We start from the raw sequence: 22289 nt of genomic DNA, 5'->3' as shown, positions 1-22289 counted from the left end.
TCCTCATTTATTTGGTTAAATTGGGGCTGCCACCACGATTTCTACGCAGTCTGCGTTTTACGCGCTTAATAAAGCGAGCAACTTTCCAGGCACGCTTAATGCAATATCCATAGAGGAAGAATGCTAGCAAAAAGAGCACCAGCATGACCCACTCCGGGACAAAATGAGAATATTCTGCCAGCACGCCAATGGAAGCGAGCAGTGCTGCGGCAATGGTAATCAGCACAAACGCCTGACGGGAAGTAAACCCGGCACGCATGATCAAATGGTGAATATGCTGACGGTCAGGAGAGAATGGGCTCATGCCTTTACGCAGGCGACGGTACATAATCGCCACCATATCCATTAGCGGAATGGCGATTATCCACAAAGCGGTAACCGGGCTGATGGGATAGGTTTTGCCCTGGGTCGTTTCGAGCAGGATCCAGATAACGGTAAAACCAATCAGCGTACTGCCCGCATCACCCATAAAGACTTTGTAGCGGCGACCCAGGATACCAAGGTTAAGCATGATATATGGCAGGATGGCGGCGATCATCGCAAAGCACCAGATTGCGAGGCTGGTTTGCCCGTCGAACCACAAAATCATACCGATTGCTGCAAACGAGACGCAGGACAACCCGCCCAGCAAGCCATCAATGCCATCAACCATGTTGAAGGCATTAATGGCCGCCCAGACGGCAAATAGCGTCAGGAAGTAACCAAACGGTCCGAGCACCATCTCCCAGGAGCCAAAGATATAACCCAGGCTACTGAGATAAAGGTTGCCAAACACCATCATAACAATGCCAACAGCGGCCTGTATGGTGGCACGGATTTTTACGCTGATATCAAAACGGTCATCCAGCGCGCCAATGAAAACAAGCACACCGGCACAAGCGAGATAGAGAGATGCATGCGGAATATAGTAATCGACAATTCCGAACGTGAAGCAAATCCCTGCGTAAACCGAAATACCCCCAACGAGTGGTATCAACCCCTGGTGACGTTTGCGGAAGTTTGGTTTATCCACTAAACCGACTTTTTTTGCCACCTTACGGGCAAAAAACAGAAACAGTGTCGTGAATAAAAAAATACTGATGAGATCAGTACTCACTGTCAGTAAATTCACAATGCATGCTCTCAGAGAAAATTATTAGCAGAAGTATAACCACGAAGACCTTTATTCAGAAGGGAAAGTCCGTTCCGAACCCACCAGTCTTGTGCAAAAATTAACCATTTGATATGCAAATTGCATAACATGCCAGCAAATTCCAGGAATTTTCCTAACATCGCCAGCGCGGCATTAAGATTACAGATATAAAAGCAAAACGCCACGTAAACACGTGGCGTTTTTGGCATAAGACAAATTTATGAGCGTTTCATCATTTCGAAGAAATCGTCATTGGTCTTGGTCATTGCCAGTTTATTAATGAGGAATTCCATTGCATCGATTTCGCCCATCGGGTGAATGATTTTGCGCAGGATCCACATTTTCTGCAGTTCTTCCTGAGTAGTGAGCAGTTCTTCTTTACGGGTACCGGAACGGTTGTAGTCGATAGCCGGGAAGACGCGTTTTTCAGCAATCTTACGAGAAAGGTGCAGTTCCATGTTGCCTGTACCTTTAAACTCTTCGTAGATAACTTCGTCCATCTTGGAACCGGTATCGATAAGCGCGGTAGCGATGATGGTCAGGCTGCCGCCCTCTTCCACGTTACGCGCCGCACCGAAGAAGCGTTTCGGACGATGCAGGGCATTGGCGTCCACACCACCGGTCAACACTTTACCTGACGCCGGAACGACAGTGTTGTAGGCACGCGCCAGACGGGTGATGGAGTCGAGCAGAATGATAACGTCTTTCTTGTGCTCAACCAGGCGTTTGGCCTTCTCGATCACCATTTCCGCAACCTGAACGTGGCGAGATGCGGGTTCGTCAAAGGTAGAAGCAACAACTTCACCTTTTACCAGTCGCTGCATCTCGGTTACTTCTTCCGGACGTTCGTCGATTAGCAGAACCATCAGCACACAATCCGGGTGGTTGTAAGCAATGCTCTGGGCAATGTTCTGCAGCAGCATGGTTTTACCGGCTTTCGGCGGTGCCACAATCAGACCACGCTGACCACGACCGATAGGTGATGCCAGATCCAGTACGCGAGCGGTTAAATCTTCCGTAGAACCGTTACCACGTTCCATACGCAGACGAGAGTTTGCGTGCAGCGGGGTTAAGTTCTCAAAGAGGATTTTGTTGCGGGCGTTTTCAGGTTTGTCGAAGTTAACTTCGTTAACTTTCAGCAGCGCAAAATAGCGTTCACCTTCTTTCGGCGGGCGAATCTTACCAGAGATGGTATCACCAGTGCGGAGGTTGAAACGGCGGATTTGGCTAGGGGAAACGTAGATGTCATCAGGACCGGCGAGGTAGGAGCTGTCTGCGGAACGGAGGAAACCAAATCCATCCTGCAATATCTCCAGTACACCATCACCAAAGATATCTTCGCCACTCTTTGCGTGCTGCTTCAGGATGGCAAAAATAATGTCCTGCTTACGCATGCGAGCCAGGTTTTCCAGCCCCATATTTTCGCCGAGAGTGATCAGCTCAGAAACCGGCGTATTCTTTAATTCGGTAAGATTCATAGTGGTGTGAGTTCTTAAACTTGGGGTAAATCTCGAACTTAATGTTGTGAATGGTATGGCAGGATCATCCATGCCTGTTTACGGTCATCGACTCATGTCTTTTCGCTGCCTGGTCACAGGAGAGTACGCAGAACTGAAACGACAAGACGGATTGAGTGACGAGCCAGAAATCTGTTCACTTCGCATTTAAGATAAAACGGGAAGCGTTGGAAATTACAAGATTCAAACTTAATAAGGTATGTTTAATACGAAGTCAACACTAAGTTAGCATGACTCACGCCGGGCGTCCAGTTTTTAGCGACGGGGCACCCGAACATGAAATTCCCTTACGCCAGGTTAGCGTCGAGGAACTCTTTCAACTGACCTTTAGACAGTGCGCCCACTTTGGTTGCCGCCACTTCACCGTTTTTGAACAGCAGCAGAGTCGGGATACCACGGATGCCATATTTCGGCGCAGTGGCAGGGTTTTGATCGATGTTCAGTTTTGCAACGGTCAGTTTGCCCTGATATTCGTCAGCGATTTCATCCAGAATCGGGGCGATCATTTTGCACGGACCGCACCACTCTGCCCAGAAATCGACGAGGATCGCCCCGTCCGCTTTGAGTACATCCGTGTCAAAACTGTCGTCAGTCAGGTGAATAATTTTATCGCTCATATATAACTCCACAGGAATAAGCCTGGCGTGTTGGTTTCGTTGTTGGTGTAACATTAACCAACTAAAGGTTGACTTTATTTCACCGGATACGCTTTCGTAAAGCAATAGTAAGCTGATATTCTACCACACTATGAGCAAAACACATTTAACAGAACAGAAGTTTTCCGACTTCGCCCTGCATCCGAAGGTTGTAGAAGCCCTTGAAAAAAAAGGGTTTCATAACTGTACGCCCATTCAGGCACTGGCCCTTCCGCTGACGCTGGCGGGTCGTGACGTAGCCGGGCAGGCGCAAACCGGTACCGGGAAAACGATGGCGTTTCTTACGTCAACGTTTCATTATCTTCTCTCTCATCCTGCGATTGCCGATCGCAAGGTGAATCAACCGCGTGCCTTAATTATGGCACCGACGCGTGAACTTGCCGTGCAGATCCATGCCGACGCAGAACCGCTGGCGGAAGCTACTGGCCTGAAGCTGGGTCTGGCTTACGGTGGTGATGGCTACGACAAACAGCTGAAAGTGCTGGAAAGCGGCGTTGACATTCTGATTGGCACCACGGGTCGTTTAATTGACTATGCCAAGCAGAACCATATTAACCTCGGTGCCATTCAGGTAGTGGTACTGGACGAAGCCGATCGCATGTACGATCTGGGCTTTATTAAAGATATCCGCTGGCTGTTCCGCCGTATGCCGCCTGCAAACCAGCGCCTCAACATGCTGTTCTCCGCCACGCTTTCGTACCGGGTACGTGAACTGGCGTTTGAGCAGATGAACAATGCCGAATATATTGAAGTGGAACCGGAACAGAAAACGGGCCACCGTATTAAAGAAGAGCTTTTCTACCCTTCTAACGAAGAAAAAATGCGTTTGCTGCAAACGCTGATCGAAGAAGAGTGGCCAGACAGAGCGATTATTTTCGCCAATACCAAACACCGTTGTGAAGAGATCTGGGGCCACCTGGCGGCAGATGGTCATCGTGTCGGTTTGTTGACAGGCGATGTCGCGCAGAAAAAACGTCTGCGTATTCTTGATGAATTTACCCGTGGCGATCTGGATATTCTGGTTGCCACCGACGTTGCCGCGCGTGGTTTGCATATTCCGGCAGTGACGCACGTCTTTAACTACGATTTACCCGATGACTGTGAAGATTACGTTCACCGTATTGGTCGTACAGGTCGCGCAGGCGCAAGCGGTCACTCTATCAGCCTGGCGTGTGAAGAGTATGCATTGAATTTACCTGCTATTGAAACCTATATTGGTCACTCAATTCCGGTAAGCAAATACAATCCGGACGCATTGATGACCGATCTGCCAAAACCGCTGCGCCTCACGCGCCCACGTACAGGCAATGGTCCGCGTCGTACTGGCGCTCCGCGTAATCGTCGTCGTTCAGGTTAAATAAAATGTCATACTCAAAATCATTCAAACTGTATCAAGATGGCAAGAGAATGAATCCCGATGAGCATACTGTAGTAAGTGATTCAGGTGAAAGAATGCAGCCAACACAGAGACAGATTGAAGGATGAAGAGTATGGGTTCCACCTCGTCGCTGTATGCAGCCATTGATCTCGGTTCGAATAGTTTTCATATGCTGGTTGTGCGCGAGGTGGCTGGAAGCATCCAGACGCTGACGCGAATAAAACGCAAAGTGCGTCTGGCTGCTGGCCTGAATAGCGAAAATGCCCTGTCTAATGAAGCAATGGAGCGCGGTTGGCAATGTCTGCGCCTGTTTGCTGAACGTCTGCAAGATATCCCTCCCTCGCAAATTCGCGTTGTCGCTACGGCGACATTACGTCTTGCCGTCAATGCGGGTGATTTTATTGCCAAAGCGCAGGAAATCCTCGGTTGTCCGGTACAGGTGATCAGCGGTGAAGAGGAAGCACGTCTGATTTATCAGGGCGTTGCTCACACAACTGGCGGTGCCGATCAGCGCCTGGTGGTGGATATAGGCGGTGCCAGTACTGAACTGGTAACCGGCACGGGTGCACAAACCACCTCGTTGTTCAGCCTGTCGATGGGCTGCGTCACCTGGCTGGAACGCTATTTTGCCGATCGTAATCTGGGGCAGGAAAATTTTGATGCTGCAGAAAAAGCGGCACGCGAAGTGTTACGTCCGGTTGCCGATGAATTACGGTATCACGGCTGGAAAGTGTGCGTTGGTGCTTCCGGCACCGTGCAGGCGTTACAGGAAATCATGATGGCACAGGGGATGGATGAACGCATTACCCTGGAAAAGTTGCAGCAATTGAAACAGCGAGCCATTCATTGCGGTCGGCTGGAGGAACTGGAGATTGACGGGCTGACGCTGGAACGTGCGTTAGTGTTCCCGAGTGGTCTGGCGATCCTGATCGCCATTTTTACCGAACTGAATATTCAGTGTATGACCCTGGCGGGCGGTGCGCTGCGTGAAGGCCTGGTCTACGGCATGTTGCATCTGGCCGTCGAGCAGGATATTCGCAGCCGTACGCTGCGTAATATTCAGCGCCGCTTTATGATCGATATTGATCAGGCGCAGCGCGTAGCCAAAGTTGCGGCTAACTTCTTCGATCAGGTGGAAAAGGAATGGCATCTTGAAGCAATAAGCCGCGATTTGCTCATCAGCGCCTGTCAGCTTCATGAAATCGGCCTGAGCGTTGACTTTAAACAAGCGCCGCAACACGCTGCTTATCTGGTGCGTAATCTGGATCTTCCCGGTTTTACCCCCGCACAGAAAAAATTGCTGGCGACGCTACTGCTCAACCAGACTAATCCGGTCGATCTCTCATCGCTGCATCAGCAAAATGCCGTACCTCCGCGCGTCGCAGAACAACTCTGCCGTTTACTCCGCCTGGCCATCATTTTTGCCAGCCGTCGCCGTGACGATCTCGTGCCAGAGATGACATTACAGGCTAACCATGAACTGTTGACCTTGACGCTTCCGCAAGGTTGGCTAACCCAACATCCGCTGGGTAAAGAGATTATTGCTCAGGAAAGCCAGTGGCAGAGCTATGTCCACTGGCCGCTGGAAGTGCATTAATGAGTAAGTGCCGGATGCGATGCTGACGCATCTTTTCCGGCCTTGATTATTTCCCTCGTTTTGCCGCCATCATCGCTTTCAGATTCGCCAGATGGCTTTGCCCTTTCTGCATCCGTTCTTCGGCGCTGACCACTTTGCGCTCCTGTTCCCAAATCAGATCATCCTGCGGCAGCTCCAGCAAAAAGCGGCTCGGCTCCGGGCGCACCAGTTCGCCGTACTGACGGCGTTCTTTACACAGCGTAAAGGTCAATTCCTTCTGGGCGCGGGTAATGCCGACATAGGCCAGCCGCCGCTCCTCATCGATATTATCTTCATCGATACTGCTCTGGTGCGGCAAAAACCCTTCTTCCATACCGACCATGTAGACATAAGGAAACTCCAGCCCTTTTGACGCGTGCAGAGTCATCAGTTGCACCTGATCCAGCTCTTCTTCACTCTCACCACGCTCCATCATGTCGCGCAAAGTAAAGCGCGTCACCACCTGGGTGAGCGTCATCGGCTCATCCAGTTCGCTGCCTTCCAGCATCTCCGTCATCCAGCTAAACAGTTGGTTGACGTTCTTCATGCGCATTTCGGCGGCTTTCGGGCTGGGCGATGTTTCGTACAGCCAGGATTCATAATCCATGCCGTGGATCAGATCGCGCACCGCGGCAATCGGCTCCCGCTCCGCCAGACGCTGGATTTCTGCCAACCAGTGAGTAAAGCGGGTCAATGCTTCATAACCACGTCCGCTAAGCGTCTGACTCAGGCCCATATCAAAGCTGGCGGTAAACATGCTTTTATTGCGCGTCATCGCCCACTCACCCAGCTTTTTCAGCGTCGCCGGGCCAATCTCTCGCTTCGGCGTGTTAACGATACGCAGAAATGCGCTGTCATCGTCCGGGTTAGTCAGCACGCGCAGATAAGCCAGCAAGTCCTTGATTTCAGGACGAGAGAAAAACGACGTACCACCAGAAATTTTGTACGGGATGCGGTTTTGCATCAGGAATTTTTCAAACACCCGCGACTGATGGTTACCGCGATAAAGAATGGCGTAATCTTTGTACTGCGTTTTATTGACGAAGTGATGGGCGATCAGCTCGCCAGTAACGCGCTCGGCTTCATGTTCCTCGTTATTCGCGCTTAAAACTTTTAGCTCTGTGCCGTAACCCAGTTCGGAGAACAGACGCTTTTCAAAGACGTGCGGATTATTGGCGATCAGGATGTTCGCCGCTTTCAAAATACGTCCGGAAGAGCGGTAGTTCTGCTCAAGCTTAATCACCTTCAGCGCCGGAAAATCCTGACTCAGCAGCACCAGGTTTTGTGGACGTGCGCCGCGCCAGGAGTAGATCGACTGGTCGTCATCGCCCACCACGGTAAAGCGCGCGCGGCTGCCCACCAGCAGTTTCACCAGCTCATACTGGCTGGTGTTGGTGTCCTGATACTCATCCACCAGCAGATAGCGAATTTTGTTCTGCCAGCGCTCGCGGACTTCTTCATTGCGTTGCAGCAGCAACGTCGGCAATAAAATAAGATCATCGAAGTCGAGAACATTGCACGCTTTCAGGTGTGCATCATACAGCCCATAACAATGGGCAAAAATACGGTCCCGCTCGCCAATCGCACTGGCTGCCGCCTGGGACGGTGTTTTGAGATCGTTCTTCCAGTTAGAGATGGTCGAAATCAACTGTTGCAGGAGAACTTTGTCATCTTCAATCAGCCCTTCGGTCAACTCTTTGAGCAACGCCAGCTGATCGGTATCGTCAAACAGCGAAAAGTTCGCCTTCATCCCCAGCGCCGCATACTCACGCTTGATGATATCCAGCCCCAGCGTGTGGAAGGTTGAGATCATCAGCCCACGCGCCTCTTTGCGACCCAGCGTCTGTCCGACACGCTCTTTCATCTCGCGCGCCGCCTTATTGGTAAAGGTCACCGCCGCGATATGTCGCGCCTGATAACCGCAACCGCGGATCAGATGGGCGATTTTATTGGTGATCACACGAGTTTTACCGGAACCCGCGCCCGCCAGCACCAGGCAGGGGCCGGTAACGAATTCGACAGCTTGTTGTTGGCCGGGGTTTAGACGCATAGGTGTATTGCTCAATCTTCGAACGGGGGGAGGATTGTAGCAGAATCGCATTTGAATGTGACCGCGTGTAAGCCGCTAACCGGTTGGCTGCGGATGTTTAAATCAGAGAGGGAAGACCGAAACCGGAGTTCATCGTGAATCCATTAGACTTAGAAAATATCGGGTCGTAACGTTGTGTTATTACTTTTTCAGAGTTTACTAAGGAGAGGTTTACTCGTGGCGATTAATTTCAGCCCTAAGGTTGGTGAAATACTGGAATGCAACTTTGGTAACTATCCTGTTAGCCAGAATGGACAGTTCAGCACCACGTATTACGATGGCCGCATTCCTCCTGAAATGATAAAAAACAGGTTAGTTGTCGTGCTCAACGGAAAAATTAATGGCAACGCATGTATCGTCGTTCCATTATCAACCACTCGCGATCATGACAAGTTAAATCGTGGAATGCATGTTGAAATAGCCAGTAATGTTATCAATGACCTGCAATTCTTTGATCAGCAGATTCGTTGGGCCAAAGCCGACCTGGTACAACAAGTCAGTCGAAACCGATTAAACAGAGCAAGGACTTACAGAGGGTATCTTAATCAATGTTTGCCACATGAGTTGGTTGCAGACATACAGAGGGCGGTCATCAAGTCAATCAATGCCATATCGCTCATAAATTGACAATAAAATCACCATCCCCGATAATGACTCTGTAGCCCATAGAGGCCCTAAGTTTTCTCCCCTTGAGGGACCTGCGAAGCCCGGATTTTCCGGGCTTTTGCCATATATGTACCAGCCCCTCCCTGACTGACAATTACGTTAGCATCTGCGGATCATGCTAAAATCGCCGCCTGACAATTATTCACTCAAGGCACGATCATGGCAAAAACAGCAGCAGCACTGCATATCCTTGTAAAAGAAGAGAAACTGGCTCTGGATCTTCTCGAGCAGATTAAGAACGGTGCCGATTTCGGCAAGCTGGCGAAGAAACACTCCATTTGCCCATCAGGCAAACGCGGCGGCGATTTAGGTGAATTCCGCCAGGGTCAGATGGTTCCGGCGTTCGATAAAGTGGTTTTCTCTTGTCCGGTACTGGAGCCGACCGGCCCGCTGCACACCCAGTTCGGTTACCACATCATTAAGGTGCTGTACCGCAACTAATAGCAAGGCCTTCTCCAGGAGAAGGCCTTGAGTGTTTTCTCCCTCTCCCTGTGGGAGAGGGTCGGGGTGAGGGCATCAGCGCGCACTTAACCCGCAACAGCAATACGTTTCATATCTGTCATATAGCCGCGCAGTTTCTTACCTACCTGCTCAATCGCATGGCTGCGAATCGCTTCGTTCACATCACGCAGTTGCGCGTTATCTACCGCGCCTTCCGGAATAGCTTTACCCAAGTCGCCCGGTTGCAGCTCTGCCATAAACGGTTTCAGCAACGGCACACAAGCGTAAGAGAACAGATAGTTACCGTACTCAGCGGTATCAGAGATAACCACGTTCATTTCGTACAGACGCTTACGGGCGATGGTGTTGGCAATCAGCGGCAGCTCGTGCAGTGATTCATAATATGCAGACTCTTCAATGATGCCGGAATCGACCATGGTTTCGAACGCCAGTTCAACGCCCGCTTTCACCATCGCGATCATCAGTACGCCTTTATCGAAGTACTCCTGCTCGCCGATTTTGCCTTCATACTGCGGCGCGGTTTCAAACGCGGTTTTGCCGGTCTCTTCACGCCAGGTCAGCAGTTTCTTATCATCGTTGGCCCAGTCCGCCATCATACCGGAAGAGAATTCGCCGGAGATGATGTCGTCCATATGTTTCTGGAACAGCGGTGCCATGATCTCTTTCAGCTGTTCAGAAAGCGCATAAGCACGCAGTTTCGCCGGGTTAGAGAGACGGTCCATCATCAGGGTGATGCCGCCCTGCTTCAGCGCTTCGGTGATGGTTTCCCAACCGAACTGAATTAGTTTTTCTGCGTATGCCGGATCGGTGCCCTCTTCCACCAGCTTGTCGAAGCACAGCAGCGAGCCAGCCTGCAACATACCGCACAGGATGGTTTGCTCACCCATCAGGTCAGATTTCACTTCCGCAACGAAGGACGATTCCAGCACGCCCGCACGGTGACCACCGGTTGCTGCCGCCCATGCTTTAGCGATCGCCATACCTTCGCCTTTCGGATCGTTTTCCGGGTGAACGGCAATCAGCGTCGGTACGCCGAATCCACGTTTGTACTCTTCACGCACTTCGGTGCCAGGGCATTTCGGCGCAACCATGACTACGGTGATATCTTTACGGATCTGCTCGCCCACTTCGACGATGTTGAAACCGTGCGAGTAACCCAGCGCCGCGCCGTCTTTCATCAGTGGCTGTACGGTGCGCACTACATCAGAGTGCTGCTTGTCCGGCGTCAGGTTAACCACCAGATCCGCCTGCGGGATCAGTTCTTCGTAAGTACCAACTTTAAAACCGTTTTCGGTCGCTTTACGCCAGGACGCGCGCTTCTCGGCAATCGCTTCTTTACGCAGAGCGTAGGAGATATCCAGACCAGAATCACGCATGTTCAGGCCCTGGTTCAGACCCTGTGCGCCACAGCCGACGATGACTACTTTTTTACCCTGAAGGTAGCTCGCGCCATCGGCGAATTCATCGCGCCCCATAAAGCGACATTTGCCCAGCTGTGCCAGCTGCTGACGCAGATTCAGTGTATTGAAGTAGTTAGCCATGGTGATTCCTCGTGATGTTGTGCTTCTTATTGTTCGGTTCGCGTTTGCGAGATTGAATTCACTATATGACAGGAAATTTATTGCGGAAATTGATATATTCACAACGTCACATTGCAATTTTTGCAACGTCAACATCGAGGGCTGCGCCATTGGATTTACGCGATCTGAAAACCTTCCTGCATCTGGCGGAAAGCCGCCATTTTGGCCGCAGCGCGCGGGCGATGCACGTTAGCCCATCCACGCTCTCACGGCAGATTCAGCGCCTGGAAGAAGATCTTGGTCAGCCGCTATTTGTGCGCGATAACCGCACGGTAACGCTGACGGAAGCGGGCGAAGAGCTGCGCGTTTTCGCCCAGCAAACGCTGTTGCAGTATCAGCAATTGCGCCACACCATCGATCAGCAAGGGCCGTCGCTCTCTGGCGAATTACATATCTTCTGCTCGGTGACCGCTGCCTACAGCCATCTGCCGCCGATTCTGGATCGCTTCCGCGCGGAACACCCGTCGGTGGAGATCAAACTCACCACTGGTGATGCGGCAGATGCAATGGAAAAAGTGGTCACGGGAGAAGCGGATCTGGCGATTGCCGGGAAACCGGAGACGCTACCCGGCGCTGTGGCGTTTTCGATGCTGGAGAATCTGGCAGTAGTGCTGATTGCGCCCGCGCTGCCCTGCCCGGTGCGTAACCAGGTTTCGGCAGAGAAGCCGGACTGGTCTACAGTGCCGTTTATCATGGCCGATCAGGGACCGGTGCGTCGCCGCATTGAACTGTGGTTTCGACGCAATAAAATCAGCAACCCGATGATTTACGCCACGGTTGGCGGGCATGAAGCGATGGTATCGATGGTGGCGCTCGGCTGTGGTGTGGCGCTGTTGCCGGAAGTAGTGCTGGAAAACAGCCCCGAACCGGTGCGTAACCGCGTGATGATTTTAGAGCGCAGCGATGAAAAAACGCCGTTTGAACTGGGCGTGTGTGCACAAAAAAAGCGGCTGCATGAGCCGCTGATTGAGGCGTTCTGGAGGATTTTGCCGAACCACAAATGACGTTGTCGCGCGGGTAGGCCTGATAAGCGAAGCGCTATCAGGCATTTTTCCCTAACCCGCCAAAAAGAACCTGAACGCCGGGTTATTGGTTTCGTCGTGGCAATCGTAGCCCAGCTCATTCAGCCGGGTTTCGAAATCCGGTTCATGGTCGCCAAGTTCGAACGCCGCCAGTACGCGCCCGTAGTCGGTGCCATGGCTGCGATAGTGGAACAAAGAAATGTTCCAGTGCGTACCCAGCGTGTTGAGGAAGCGCAGCAGCGCGCCCGGTGATTCCGGGAATTCGAAGCTGTAGAGGCGTTCCTGCAACGGATGTGACGGACGCCCGCCGACCATATAGCGCACATGCAACTTCGCCATTTCGTCGTCGGAGAGATCCACCACGCTGTAGCCGCCGTCGTTGAGCATCTGCAAAATTTCTTTGCGCTCTTCGAGGCCGCGGCTCAGGCGCACGCCGACAAAGATGCAGGCGTTTTTGGCATCGGCAAAACGGTAGTTGAACTCGGTGACCGATCGCCCGCCAAGCAGTTGGCAGAATTTGAGGAAGCTGCCTTTTTCTTCCGGAATGGTCACCGCCAACAACGCTTCACGCTGTTCGCCCAGTTCGCAGCGTTCCGAGACGTAGCGCAGGCCGTGGAAGTTCACGTTGGCACCGGAAAGAATATGCGCCAGCCGTTCGCCGCGAATGTTGTGCTGGGCGATATATTTTTTCATTCCCGCCAGCGCCAGCGCGCCAGAGGGTTCCGCCACCGCGCGCACATCTTCGAATAAATCCTTCATCGCCGCACAGATCGCATCACTATCGACGGTGATGATGTCGTCGAGATACTCCTGGCATAAACGGAAGGTTTCGTCACCGATGCGTTTTACCGCTACGCCTTCAGCAAATAGCCCTACGCGCGGCAGATCAACCGGATGACCCGCATCCAGCGCTGCTTTCAGGCAGGCGGAGTCTTCCGCTTCTACGGCGATCACTTTGATTTGTGGCATCAGTTGTTTGATCAGCACCGCAACGCCCGCCGCCAGACCGCCGCCGCCGACTGGCACAAATACGCGGTCGAGATGGGCGTCCTGCTGGAGCAGTTCCAGCGCCAGCGTGCCTTGCCCGGCAATCACCATCGGATGGTCGAACGGCGGCACCCAGGTGAACCCCTGCTGCTGTGACAGTTCGATCGCTTTAGCTTTCGCTTCGTCAAAGTTCGCGCCATGAAGCAGCACTTCGCCGCCGAATCCACGTACCGCATCGACTTTGATGTCGGCGGTGGCGGTTGGCATAACGATCAGGGCCTTCACGCCTAACCGCGCAGAAGAAAACGCGACGCCCTGCGCGTGGTTACCCGCAGAAGCAGTGATCACGCCGTGCGCTTTTTGTTCTTCCGTCAGGCCCGCCATCATGGCGTATGCGCCGCGCAGCTTAAAGCTGTGCACTGGCTGGCGATCTTCGCGCTTCACCAGAATGACGTTATCAAGACGCGACGACAGTTTTTCCATTTTTTGTAGCGGCGTAACCTGCGCCGCCTCGTAAACCGGCGCGCGCAGCACTGCTCTTAAATATTCGGCACCTTCCGGAGCACCGGACAGGGGTTGCGAGTCAGCCATTATTAACCCCCCAGTTTCGATTTATCGCGCACCGCACCTTTGTCGGCGCTGGTTGCCAGGCTGGCGTAGGCGCGCAGGGCAAAGGAAACCTGACGTTCACGGTTTTTCGGCGTCCAGGCTTTGTCACCCCGAGCTTCCTGCGCTTCACGACGCGCCGCCAGTTCGGCATCGCTTACCTGTAACTGAATGCCACGGTTCGGGATGTCGATAGCGATCAGGTCACCATCTTCAATCAGACCAATGCTGCCGCCGCTTGCCGCTTCCGGTGAGACGTGGCCGATGGAAAGACCAGAGGTGCCGCCAGAGAAACGACCGTCGGTGATCAGCGCACAGGCTTTACCGAGACCCATTGATTTCAGGAAGCTGGTTGGGTAGAGCATTTCCTGCATGCCAGGGCCGCCTTTCGGGCCTTCATAGCGGATCACCACCACATCGCCCGCGACAACTTTGCCACCGAGGATCGCTTCTACCGCGTCGTCCTGGCTTTCGTACACTTTCGCCGGGCCGGTGAATTTGAGGATGCTGTCATCGACGCCCGCGGTTTTAACGATGCAGCCGTTTTCTGCGAAATTACCGTAGAGCACCGCCAGGCCGCCGTCTTTGCTGTAGGCGTGTTCCAGCGAGCGGATACAGCCATTGGCGCGATCGTCATCGAGAGAATCCCAACGGCAATCCTGCGAGAATGCCTGTGTGGTACGAATGCCTGCAGGACCTGCGCGGAACATATTTTTTACCGCGTCATCCTGGGTCAGCATAACGTCGTATTGTTCCAGCGTTTGCGGCAACGTCAGGCCAAGTACGTTTTTCACATCACGGTTCAGTAACCCCGCGCGATCCAGTTCGCCGAGAATACCGATAACACCACCAGCACGGTGAACATCTTCCATATGGTATTTCTGGGTGCTCGGCGCAACTTTACACAGCTGTGGAACCTTGCGGGAAAGCTTATCGATATCACTCATGGTGAAGTCGATTTCCGCTTCCTGCGCCGCCGCCAGCAGGTGAAGTACGGTGTTAGTCGATCCACCCATCGCGATATCCAGCGTCATGGCGTTTTCAAACGCCGCTTTGCTAGCAATATTGCGCGGCAGTGCACTTTCGTCGTTTTGCTCGTAGTAACGTTTGGTCAATTCAACAATGCGTTTACCGGCATTGAGGAACAACTGCTTACGGTCGGCGTGGGTTGCCAGCAGCGAGCCGTTGCCCGGCTGCGACAGACCCAGCGCTTCGGTCAGGCAGTTCATTGAGTTAGCGGTAAACATCCCGGAGCAGGAGCCGCAGGTCGGACACGCGGAACGTTCAACCTGATCGCTCTGGGAGTCAGAAACTTTCGGGTCTGCGCCCTGGATCATCGCATCAACCAGATCGAGTTTGATTATCTGATCGGACAGTTTGGTTTTCCCGGCCTCCATCGGGCCGCCGGAAACAAAGATCACCGGAATATTCAGGCGCAGGGAAGCCATCAGCATCCCCGGGGTGATTTTGTCGCAGTTAGAGATGCAGACCATGGCGTCGGCGCAGTGGGCGTTGACCATATACTCAACGGAATCAGCGATCAGTTCGCGAGATGGCAGTGAATAAAGCATCCCCCCGTGGCCCATGGCAATCCCATCATCCACCGCAATGGTGTTGAACTCTTTGGCAACGCCGCCAGCCGCTTCAATTTGTTCGGCGACCAGTTTACCGAGATCGCGCAGATGGACGTGACCCGGTACAAATTGGGTGAACGAGTTCACAACCGCGATAATCGGCTTGCCAAAATCGGCGTCGGTCATTCCGGTGGCGCGCCACAGCGCACGAGCACCCGCCATATTACGACCATGAGTGGTGGTGGCGGAACGGTACTTAGGCATACTTTATTTACTCCCAGTGTCTGTCTCGTAAATGGGACGGTGCGTGCCGTCCCATTTTTTGTATTTATTGATTAACTTGATCTAACCAGCCCCATTTATCTTCGGTTTCGCCAGTGAAGAGGCCGAAGAAGGCTTGCTGAATGCGTTTGGTAACCGGGCCACAACGGCCTTCGCCAACCTGAATACCGTCTACGCTGCGCACTGGCGTGATTTCTGCCGCCGTACCGGACATAAACACTTCATCCGCCAGGTACAGGGATTCGCGCGACAGCACCTGCTCACGTACTTCAATTCCCAGCTCTTTCGCCAGTTTGATGATGGCATCACGGGTAATACCCGGCAGCGCGGAGGAGGTGAACGGTGGGGTGAACAGCACACCATCTTTCACTTCAAACAGGTTTTCGCCTGCGCCTTCAGAGATATAACCGTTCACATCCAGCGCGATACCTTCCTGATAACCGTGGCGGCGCGCTTCGCTACCCACCAGCAGGGAAGAGAGGTAGTTACCACCGGCTTTTGCCGCCGTCGGGATGGTGTTTGGTGCTGCGCGGTTCCAGGAGGAAACCATCGCATCGATCCCCTGCTCCAGCGCTTCTGCGCCCAGATACGCTCCCCACGGGAAAGCAGCGATAATCACGTCGGTTGAGTATCCCGCTGGCGGGTTTACTCCCATGCCAACATCACCAACGAAGATCAGCGGACGGATATAGGCGCTGGTGAGATTATTTTTGCGGATCACGTCACGACAAGCTTCCATCAGCTCATCAATGCTCTGCGAAACCGGGAAGCGATAGATTTTGGCGGAGTCATGCAGACGCTGCATATGCTCACGATGGCGGAATACAACCGGTCCTTTGTGCGAGTCGTAGCAACGGATGCCTTCAAAAACCGAAGTGCCATAGTGCAGCGCGTGCGACATCACATGCACCTTCGCGTCTTCCCAGCGAACCATCTCCCCATTGAACCAAATGTAATCAGCTTTCTTCGTGGTCATTTTTATATTCCTTTTGCGCTCAGGCGCGGATTTGTTGTGATGTGGTTGTGCTCTGGCAGATGGCAACGTGTGCGACGTCCACCAGTTTATTTAACTGACTAAACAGTAAGTCGACCGACCGTGGGCTGGCAACGGTCAATTCGATATTTATATTTTGTGCATCGCTGGCGGCGGCCATATTCATTGAGCAGACGTGGAAACCACGATGACGCACCACGCGTAAAACACGTTCTAAGGTTTCCGGATTGAAGCGAGCCGATACATTGACCTGATGTTGCATCATGATAATTTCTCCAACATTTCTGAATTACTGGCACCAGGCGGCACCAGCGGCCAGACGTTCTCAAGTTCGTCGATTGAGACATGAAGCAGGTATGGCCCATCACTGTTCAGCATGGTGTCGAGTGCCGCTTCAACCTGGTCTTTACGGGTGATGTGTTGGCCAGGGATGCCGAAGGCGCTGGCTAACATGAGAAAATCGGGGTTATCGGTAAGGGTGGTTTCGCTATATCGTTCCTGGAAAAACAGTTGCTGCCATTGTCGAACCATCCCTAACCGTTGGTTATCGAGTAAGACGATTTTCAACGGTAACTGCTTACGTTTTACGGTGCCCAGCTCTTGTACATTCATCATGAAAGAGCCGTCACCGGAGATACAGACGACGGTATCGTTCGGTCGCGCGACTTGCGCGCCAACCGCCGCCGGTAAACCGAAACCCATGGTGCCTAAGCCGCTGGAGGTGATGAAATTTTCCGGGCGAGTATGGGCGATGTGCTGCGCAGCCCACATCTGGTGCTGCCCCACATCTGTGGTCACGACGCAATCCGCAGGTTTACGATCCGACAGTTGTTTTAACAACAATGGCGCGTAGATAGCGTCACCGGGATGGTCGTAACGCCAGGCATGTTCATCACGCAGCTGCGCGCAGTGTAGCTGCCAGTCATTGATATTTAACGGCTGCTGTAATGCTGGTAACAGAGCATTTAAATCACCTTGTAATGCCACATGTGCCTGACGCAGCTTGTTCATTTCTGCCGGGTCGATATCCATATGGATAACACTGGCGTGTGGTGCGAAGGTGTTCAGTTTGCCGGTCACCCGGTCATCAAAACGTGCACCCACGGCGATCAGCAAGTCGCACTCCTGCACCGCGAAGTTCGCCGCTTTGGTGCCATGCATTCCCAGCATGCCCAGATAGTACGGATAATCTGCTTCAACTGCGCCCAGCCCTTTCAGCGTGCAGGTGGCAGGCATTTTTGTGGTAGCGAGAAATTCTCGTAAAGCAGGAACTGCCTGCGCCATACCCACGCCACCACCAACGTACAGCATCGGTTTTTGCGCTTTTGCCAGCATCTGGCGCGCTTGCTCGACTTCGGCATGTGGGAAAGTCACTTCGTTTTCAACGGTGGTGAACCACGGTTCCAGGTCACCGCTGGCTAGCTGGATATCTTTTGGGATATCGACCAGAACCGGACCAGGACGACCTGAGCTGGCAACGTCGAATGCTTCAGCCATGATGCGCGGCAATTCTTCCAGCGACTGCACCAGAAAGCTGTGCTTGGTACAGGCTAACGACAATCCCAGGACATCCACTTCCTGAAATGCGTCAGTGCCGATAAACGGTGCGGACACTTGACCGGTGATGGCAACAACAGGGATAGAATCTAACAGTGCGTCCGCAAGCCCGGTTATCAGGTTGGTTGCGCCCGGACCAGACGTGGCGATACATACGCCAGTTTTGCCGGTAGCACGGGCATAACCGATAGCCGCCATTGCCGCACCCTGCTCATGTCGGCACAGCAAGTGCTCCACGCCGCCGTCATACAATGCATCGTAAACCGGCATAATTGCGCCACCCGGATAACCGAAAACGGTGTTCACACCCTGTGCCCGCAACGCATGTACCACCCACTGTGCGCCATTCATAGTTAGTTCCCCGTCCTGAATCTTGAGAAACAGAATTTTGTGCTGTTATTCATTGTCTGCTCCTCGGTTATGTTTTTAAGGTCAAAAAAAACCCCCGGACCTTTCGGTGCGGGGGTCTTAGTTCGTTAAGGCTTGATCTCTAAGCCTTTCCTCGTCCAAGTGCAGCCCCGCACGGTGGGATAATAATCACCACCACGCTAATCACGACCAGGCTAATCACTCGTAGAAGGGCTGTCATTTTGTCTTTTCTTGCATCTTGTTCGAAGGAATGCCTAAAGAGTTACCATAGGTTTTGTAAATAGTACAAGATATTTTTTGGCCGATTTTTATGATGCGTTTAATAATTTCAATATAAATTGTTGTTTTTTAAAAATAAAATATTGAGTGAAAAAAATTCAATTTCAGTATGAATGTTGTTCCCTTCCTCGTAGTTCATCCTTTGTCCGCTGCATTTTTGCGAGCATCATTCCACCGCCAGAACAACTCAACTTCACTTGCACAAATAAACAGGAATCAGCCACTAAAATTCACGAATTAGCGGGCTACAGCAGCGATATCTTATGCACATAATGGTGACTCAAGGAGGGCTTATGTCACTGTCAATTGTTCATACCCGCGCAGCCCTGGGAGTAAATGCACCCCCGATCACTGTTGAGGTACATATCAGTAAAGGTCTACCCGGCTTAACGATGGTGGGCTTACCAGAAACAACGGTAAAAGAAGCTCGCGATCGCGTGCGCAGCGCCATTATCAATAGCGGATATGAATATCCGGCGAAAAAAATCACCATCAACCTGGCTCCAGCCGATCTGCCAAAAGAAGGGGGACGATATGATTTACCTATCGCCATTGCGTTGCTGGCGGCCTCAGAACAGCTTACAGCCAATAAGTTAGATGAATATGAATTAGTCGGAGAACTGGCTCTTACAGGCGCTCTGCGTGGCGTTCCCGGTGCAATCTCCAGTGCAACTGAAGCTATTAAGTCGGGCAGAAAAATTATCGTCGCGAAAGATAACGAAGATGAAGTGGGGCTAATTAACGGTGAAGGATGCCTGATAGCCGATCATCTGCAAGCTGTCTGTGCGTTTCTGGAAGGTAAGCACGCTCTCGAACGCCCGAAACCAACTGATGCAGTATCCCGGGCGCTACAACATGATCTCAGTGATGTTGTCGGTCAGGAACAAGGAAAGCGAGGACTGGAAATTACCGCCGCTGGCGGGCACAACCTTTTACTGATTGGGCCGCCGGGAACAGGTAAAACAATGCTCGCCAGCCGTATTAATGGCCTGTTGCCAGATTTAAGCAATGAAGAGGCACTGGAGAGCGCTGCGATATTAAGTCTGGTAAATGCTGAATCAGTACAAAAACAATGGCGGCAGCGCCCGTTCCGCTCACCTCATCACAGTGCGTCGTTAACTGCGATGGTGGGCGGTGGTGCAATTCCAGGGCCAGGTGAAATTTCGTTGGCGCATAACGGCGTGCTTTTTCTTGATGAGCTACCTGAATTTGAACGGCGTACACTGGATGCCTTGCGAGAGCCGATTGAATCCGGGCAGATCCATCTTTCACGCACACGAGCAAAAATAACCTATCCAGCCCGTTTCCAGCTTGTCGCGGCGATGAATCCCAGCCCTACCGGACATTATCAGGGAAACCATAACCGCTGCACGCCAGAACAGACATTACGTTATCTCAACCGGCTCTCGGGGCCCTTTCTCGACCGCTTCGATCTCTCACTGGAGATCCCATTACCACCCCCCGGCATTTTGAGTAAAACGGTAGTGCCGGGAGAAAGCAGCGCCACCGTTAAACAACGCGTAATGGCCGCCAGAGAGCGCCAATTTAAGCGGCAGAATAAACTGAATGCCTGGCTGGATAGTCCGGAAATACGCCAATTCTGCAAACTTGAGAGCGAAGATGCGATGTGGTTGGAAGGAACACTGATCCATCTGGGGTTATCGATTCGTGCCTGGCAGCGGTTATTGAAAGTTGCACGAACCATTGCTGATATTGATCAGTCTGACATTATCACACGTCAGCATTTGCAGGAGGCAGTTAGCTATCGTGCGATTGACCGTTTGCTCATCCATCTGCAAAAACTACTGACATAAAAAAAGGGCATTTCGCCCTTTTTATTAATCATCAGAATCGGTGTAGTCTTCAGCACCTTCAACCTGCGGTTTACCGCCGGAAAGGGTGTGAAAACGTTTTGGACGCTTAATACGCGTCATATACTTGGACCACACGCGTTCTGCTTCTGTCACTGGCTCACGTTCGCCACGGCATACTGCTACGAAGAGTTTCTCTTCCTCGGTAACCGGCTCGCGTTTGCCAAGATCCAACTCATTGAAGGCATAACCATGACGCTCAAGCAGTTGTGCCTCTTTGATGGTGAAATCACCATGACGAGAGAATCCACGTGGATAATGTTTATTGTCGAAATATCGATTAGTCGTCGTAAAGCTTTCCGCCATCCTGCACGCTCCTAATTCTTTGACCGAGCTAGTTATGGCGCGGAGTATTAGTTACGCTTGACAGAGTGTAAAACAAAACATTTAAATTATAACGACAAATAATTTTGCGGAGAGCACTGTGGATACGGAATTGTTAAAAACTTTCCTGGAAGTTAGCCGAACGCGTCACTTTGGTCGAGCGGCTGAATCGCTCTATCTGACCCAGTCAGCAGTGAGCTTTCGAATCAGACAACTGGAAAATCAACTGGGTGTGAACCTTTTCACCCGCCACAGAAACAATATCCGTTTAACCGCTGCCGGTGAAAAACTACTGCCTTATGCAGAAACGCTCATGAGCACCTGGCAGGCCGCCCGCAAGGAGGTGGCGCATACCTCACGACATAACGAGTTTTCTATCGGTGCCAGCGCCTCATTGTGGGAATGTATGCTTAATCAGTGGCTGGGACGTTTGTATCAAAATCAGGATGCCCATACAGGCTTACAGTTCGAAGCGCGAATTGCCCAACGGCAGTCTCTGGTAAAACAGCTGCATGAACGCCAGCTTGATCTTCTTATTACCACTGAAGCGCCCAAAATGGACGAATTTAGTAGTCAGTTGCTGGGATATTTCACTTTAGCGCTTTATACCAGTGCCCCTTCAAAACTAAAGGGAGATCTTAATTATCTGCGACTTGAGTGGGGGCCAGATTTTCAACAGCATGAGGCAGGTTTGATCGGTGCTGACGAAGTGCCCATTCTGACAACCAGTTCTGCTGAACTGGCACAGCAACAGATTGCGATGCTTAATGGTTGCACCTGGCTACCCGTCAGCTGGGCGCGTAAAAAAGGCGGCCTGCATACCGTTGTCGATAGCACAACACTTTCACGGCCGCTTTATGCCATATGGCTGCAAAATAGCGATAAAAATACGTTGATTCGCGATCTTTTGAAAATTAACGTGCTGGATGAAGTGTATTAATATGAATGGCTGGCAAGGATGCCGGTAGAAGGATTTACTTCGGAGAGGGTTATTTCAGATAAAAAAAATCCTTAGCTTTCGCTAAGGATGATTTCTGGCAGGGGCGGAGAGACTCGAACTCCCAACACCCGGTTTTGGAGACCGGTGCTCTACCAATTGAACTACGCCCCTAATTAGGGTGGCGGAACGGACGGGACTCGAACCCGCGACCCCCTGCGTGACAGGCAGGTATTCTAACCGACTGAACTACCGCTCCACCGAATTCTTTTACAACCACCGGTTTTATGACCGGCTTACTGCTTAATTTGATGCCTGGCAGTTCCCTACTCTCGCATGGGGAGACCCCACACTACCATCGGCGCTACGGCGTTTCACTTCTGAGTTCGGCA

Annotated in this window: 21 protein-coding genes and 2 tRNA genes; 7 read left to right on the top strand and 16 right to left on the bottom strand. The window is 52.1% G+C overall.

The annotated features are described in order from the left end of the window. Positions 1-7 precede the first annotated feature (7 nt). The 4 genes from wecA to trxA all read right to left on the bottom strand — a co-directional run bounded on the left by wecA (position 8) and on the right by trxA (position 3266). Positions 8-1111, bottom strand: a complete 1104-nt coding sequence (gene wecA, locus QZF50_RS03730; protein WP_290378431.1) for a UDP-N-acetylglucosamine--undecaprenyl-phosphate N-acetylglucosaminephosphotransferase — start codon at positions 1109-1111, stop codon at positions 8-10. A gap of 239 nt (positions 1112-1350) precedes the next feature. Then, positions 1351-2610: a transcription termination factor Rho gene (gene rho / locus QZF50_RS03725; RefSeq protein WP_001054527.1), complete on the bottom strand. Its 1260-nt coding sequence runs from the start codon at positions 2608-2610 to the stop codon at positions 1351-1353. Between the two features lie 84 nt (positions 2611-2694). Continuing rightward, positions 2695-2796 (bottom strand): rho operon leader peptide RhoL, encoded by a 102-nt coding sequence (rhoL, locus tag QZF50_RS03720; protein ID WP_001295255.1) that lies wholly within the window; start codon positions 2794-2796, stop codon positions 2695-2697. A 140-nt stretch (positions 2797-2936) separates the two neighbouring features. After that, positions 2937-3266, bottom strand: a complete 330-nt coding sequence (gene trxA / locus QZF50_RS03715) for a thioredoxin TrxA (RefSeq protein ID WP_001350026.1) — start codon at positions 3264-3266, stop codon at positions 2937-2939. A 130-nt stretch (positions 3267-3396) separates the two neighbouring features. Between trxA and rhlB the strand changes: the two genes are divergently transcribed. Together rhlB and gppA are read left to right on the top strand one after the other, a co-directional pair. Then, positions 3397-4662 carry an ATP-dependent RNA helicase RhlB gene (gene rhlB, locus QZF50_RS03710; RefSeq protein ID WP_000047499.1) on the top strand — a complete coding sequence of 422 codons (1266 nt, stop codon included), beginning with the start codon at positions 3397-3399 and terminating at the stop codon, positions 4660-4662. A 133-nt stretch (positions 4663-4795) separates the two neighbouring features. Then, the gene (gene gppA, locus QZF50_RS03705; RefSeq protein ID WP_001299253.1) at positions 4796-6280 is read left to right on the top strand and encodes a guanosine-5'-triphosphate,3'-diphosphate diphosphatase; all 1485 of its coding nucleotides are present in this window, start codon (positions 4796-4798) and stop codon (positions 6278-6280) included. A 46-nt stretch (positions 6281-6326) separates the two neighbouring features. Here the strand turns inward: gppA and rep are convergent, their stop codons facing one another. After that, positions 6327-8348 (bottom strand): DNA helicase Rep, encoded by a 2022-nt coding sequence (rep, locus tag QZF50_RS03700; protein WP_001238890.1) that lies wholly within the window; start codon positions 8346-8348, stop codon positions 6327-6329. A gap of 216 nt (positions 8349-8564) precedes the next feature. Here rep and QZF50_RS03695 point away from each other — a divergent pair, with 216 nt between their 5' ends. Beyond that, on the top strand, positions 8565-9014 hold the full coding sequence (locus QZF50_RS03695; RefSeq protein WP_000996698.1) for a type II toxin-antitoxin system PemK/MazF family toxin: 450 nt from the start codon (positions 8565-8567) through the stop codon (positions 9012-9014). 198 nt (positions 9015-9212) lie between these two features. Next, positions 9213-9494 (top strand): peptidylprolyl isomerase PpiC, encoded by a 282-nt coding sequence (gene ppiC / locus QZF50_RS03690; RefSeq protein ID WP_001140251.1) that lies wholly within the window; start codon positions 9213-9215, stop codon positions 9492-9494. Positions 9495-9580: 86 nt separating this feature from the next. Here the strand turns inward: ppiC and ilvC are convergent, their stop codons facing one another. Next, positions 9581-11056: a ketol-acid reductoisomerase gene (gene ilvC / locus QZF50_RS03685; protein ID WP_000024951.1), complete on the bottom strand. Its 1476-nt coding sequence runs from the start codon at positions 11054-11056 to the stop codon at positions 9581-9583. Positions 11057-11205: 149 nt separating this feature from the next. Between ilvC and ilvY the strand changes: the two genes are divergently transcribed. Continuing rightward, positions 11206-12099: an HTH-type transcriptional activator IlvY gene (gene ilvY / locus QZF50_RS03680; protein ID WP_000365776.1), complete on the top strand. Its 894-nt coding sequence runs from the start codon at positions 11206-11208 to the stop codon at positions 12097-12099. A gap of 51 nt (positions 12100-12150) precedes the next feature. Here ilvY and ilvA read toward each other — a convergent pair whose 3' ends face one another. The 7 genes from ilvA to ilvL form a co-directional block, all read right to left on the bottom strand. Then, entirely contained in the window at positions 12151-13695 is a 1545-nt protein-coding gene (gene ilvA, locus QZF50_RS03675; protein WP_000785599.1) for a threonine ammonia-lyase, biosynthetic, read from the bottom strand. 2 nt (positions 13696-13697) lie between these two features. Continuing rightward, complete coding sequence (ilvD, locus tag QZF50_RS03670; RefSeq protein WP_001127394.1) at positions 13698-15548, bottom strand: dihydroxy-acid dehydratase; 1851 nt, start codon at positions 15546-15548, stop codon at positions 13698-13700. A gap of 64 nt (positions 15549-15612) precedes the next feature. Then, complete coding sequence (ilvE, locus tag QZF50_RS03665; protein WP_000208520.1) at positions 15613-16542, bottom strand: branched-chain-amino-acid transaminase; 930 nt, start codon at positions 16540-16542, stop codon at positions 15613-15615. 19 nt (positions 16543-16561) lie between these two features. Beyond that, entirely contained in the window at positions 16562-16825 is a 264-nt protein-coding gene (gene ilvM, locus QZF50_RS03660) for an acetolactate synthase 2 small subunit (RefSeq protein WP_000983255.1), read from the bottom strand. Then, positions 16822-18468, bottom strand: a complete 1647-nt coding sequence (ilvG, locus tag QZF50_RS03655; protein WP_001012619.1) for an acetolactate synthase 2 catalytic subunit — start codon at positions 18466-18468, stop codon at positions 16822-16824. Before ilvG ends, ilvM begins: the two co-directional genes overlap by 4 nt. A gap of 2 nt (positions 18469-18470) precedes the next feature. Beyond that, positions 18471-18521: a peptide IlvX gene (gene ilvX, locus QZF50_RS03650; RefSeq protein ID WP_001387183.1), complete on the bottom strand. Its 51-nt coding sequence runs from the start codon at positions 18519-18521 to the stop codon at positions 18471-18473. An 86-nt stretch (positions 18522-18607) separates the two neighbouring features. Then, positions 18608-18706: an ilv operon leader peptide gene (gene ilvL, locus QZF50_RS03645; RefSeq protein ID WP_001311244.1), complete on the bottom strand. Its 99-nt coding sequence runs from the start codon at positions 18704-18706 to the stop codon at positions 18608-18610. Between the two features lie 352 nt (positions 18707-19058). On the opposite strand from ilvL, the gene QZF50_RS03640 reads away from it, so the two are divergent. Then, positions 19059-20579 carry a YifB family Mg chelatase-like AAA ATPase gene (locus QZF50_RS03640; RefSeq protein ID WP_000058976.1) on the top strand — a complete coding sequence of 507 codons (1521 nt, stop codon included), beginning with the start codon at positions 19059-19061 and terminating at the stop codon, positions 20577-20579. Positions 20580-20603: 24 nt separating this feature from the next. Here QZF50_RS03640 and maoP read toward each other — a convergent pair whose 3' ends face one another. Beyond that, on the bottom strand, positions 20604-20942 hold the full coding sequence (gene maoP / locus QZF50_RS03635) for a macrodomain Ori organization protein MaoP (protein ID WP_000841001.1): 339 nt from the start codon (positions 20940-20942) through the stop codon (positions 20604-20606). 118 nt (positions 20943-21060) lie between these two features. Here maoP and hdfR point away from each other — a divergent pair, with 118 nt between their 5' ends. Next, entirely contained in the window at positions 21061-21900 is an 840-nt protein-coding gene (gene hdfR / locus QZF50_RS03630; RefSeq protein ID WP_000379246.1) for an HTH-type transcriptional regulator HdfR, read from the top strand. A gap of 95 nt (positions 21901-21995) precedes the next feature. Here hdfR and QZF50_RS03625 read toward each other — a convergent pair. Next, positions 21996-22071, bottom strand: a tRNA-Trp gene (locus tag QZF50_RS03625). Between the two features lie 8 nt (positions 22072-22079). Beyond that, a tRNA-Asp gene (locus QZF50_RS03620) sits at positions 22080-22156 on the bottom strand. Positions 22157-22289 lie beyond the last annotated feature (133 nt).

The sequence above is a fragment of the uncultured Escherichia sp. genome (assembly GCF_948475835.1).
In the GTDB taxonomy this organism is placed as follows: Bacteria; Pseudomonadota; Gammaproteobacteria; order Enterobacterales; family Enterobacteriaceae; genus ECMA0423.
Note: the sequence above shows the minus strand (reverse complement) of the source record. Positions and strands in the feature narration are given on the sequence as shown.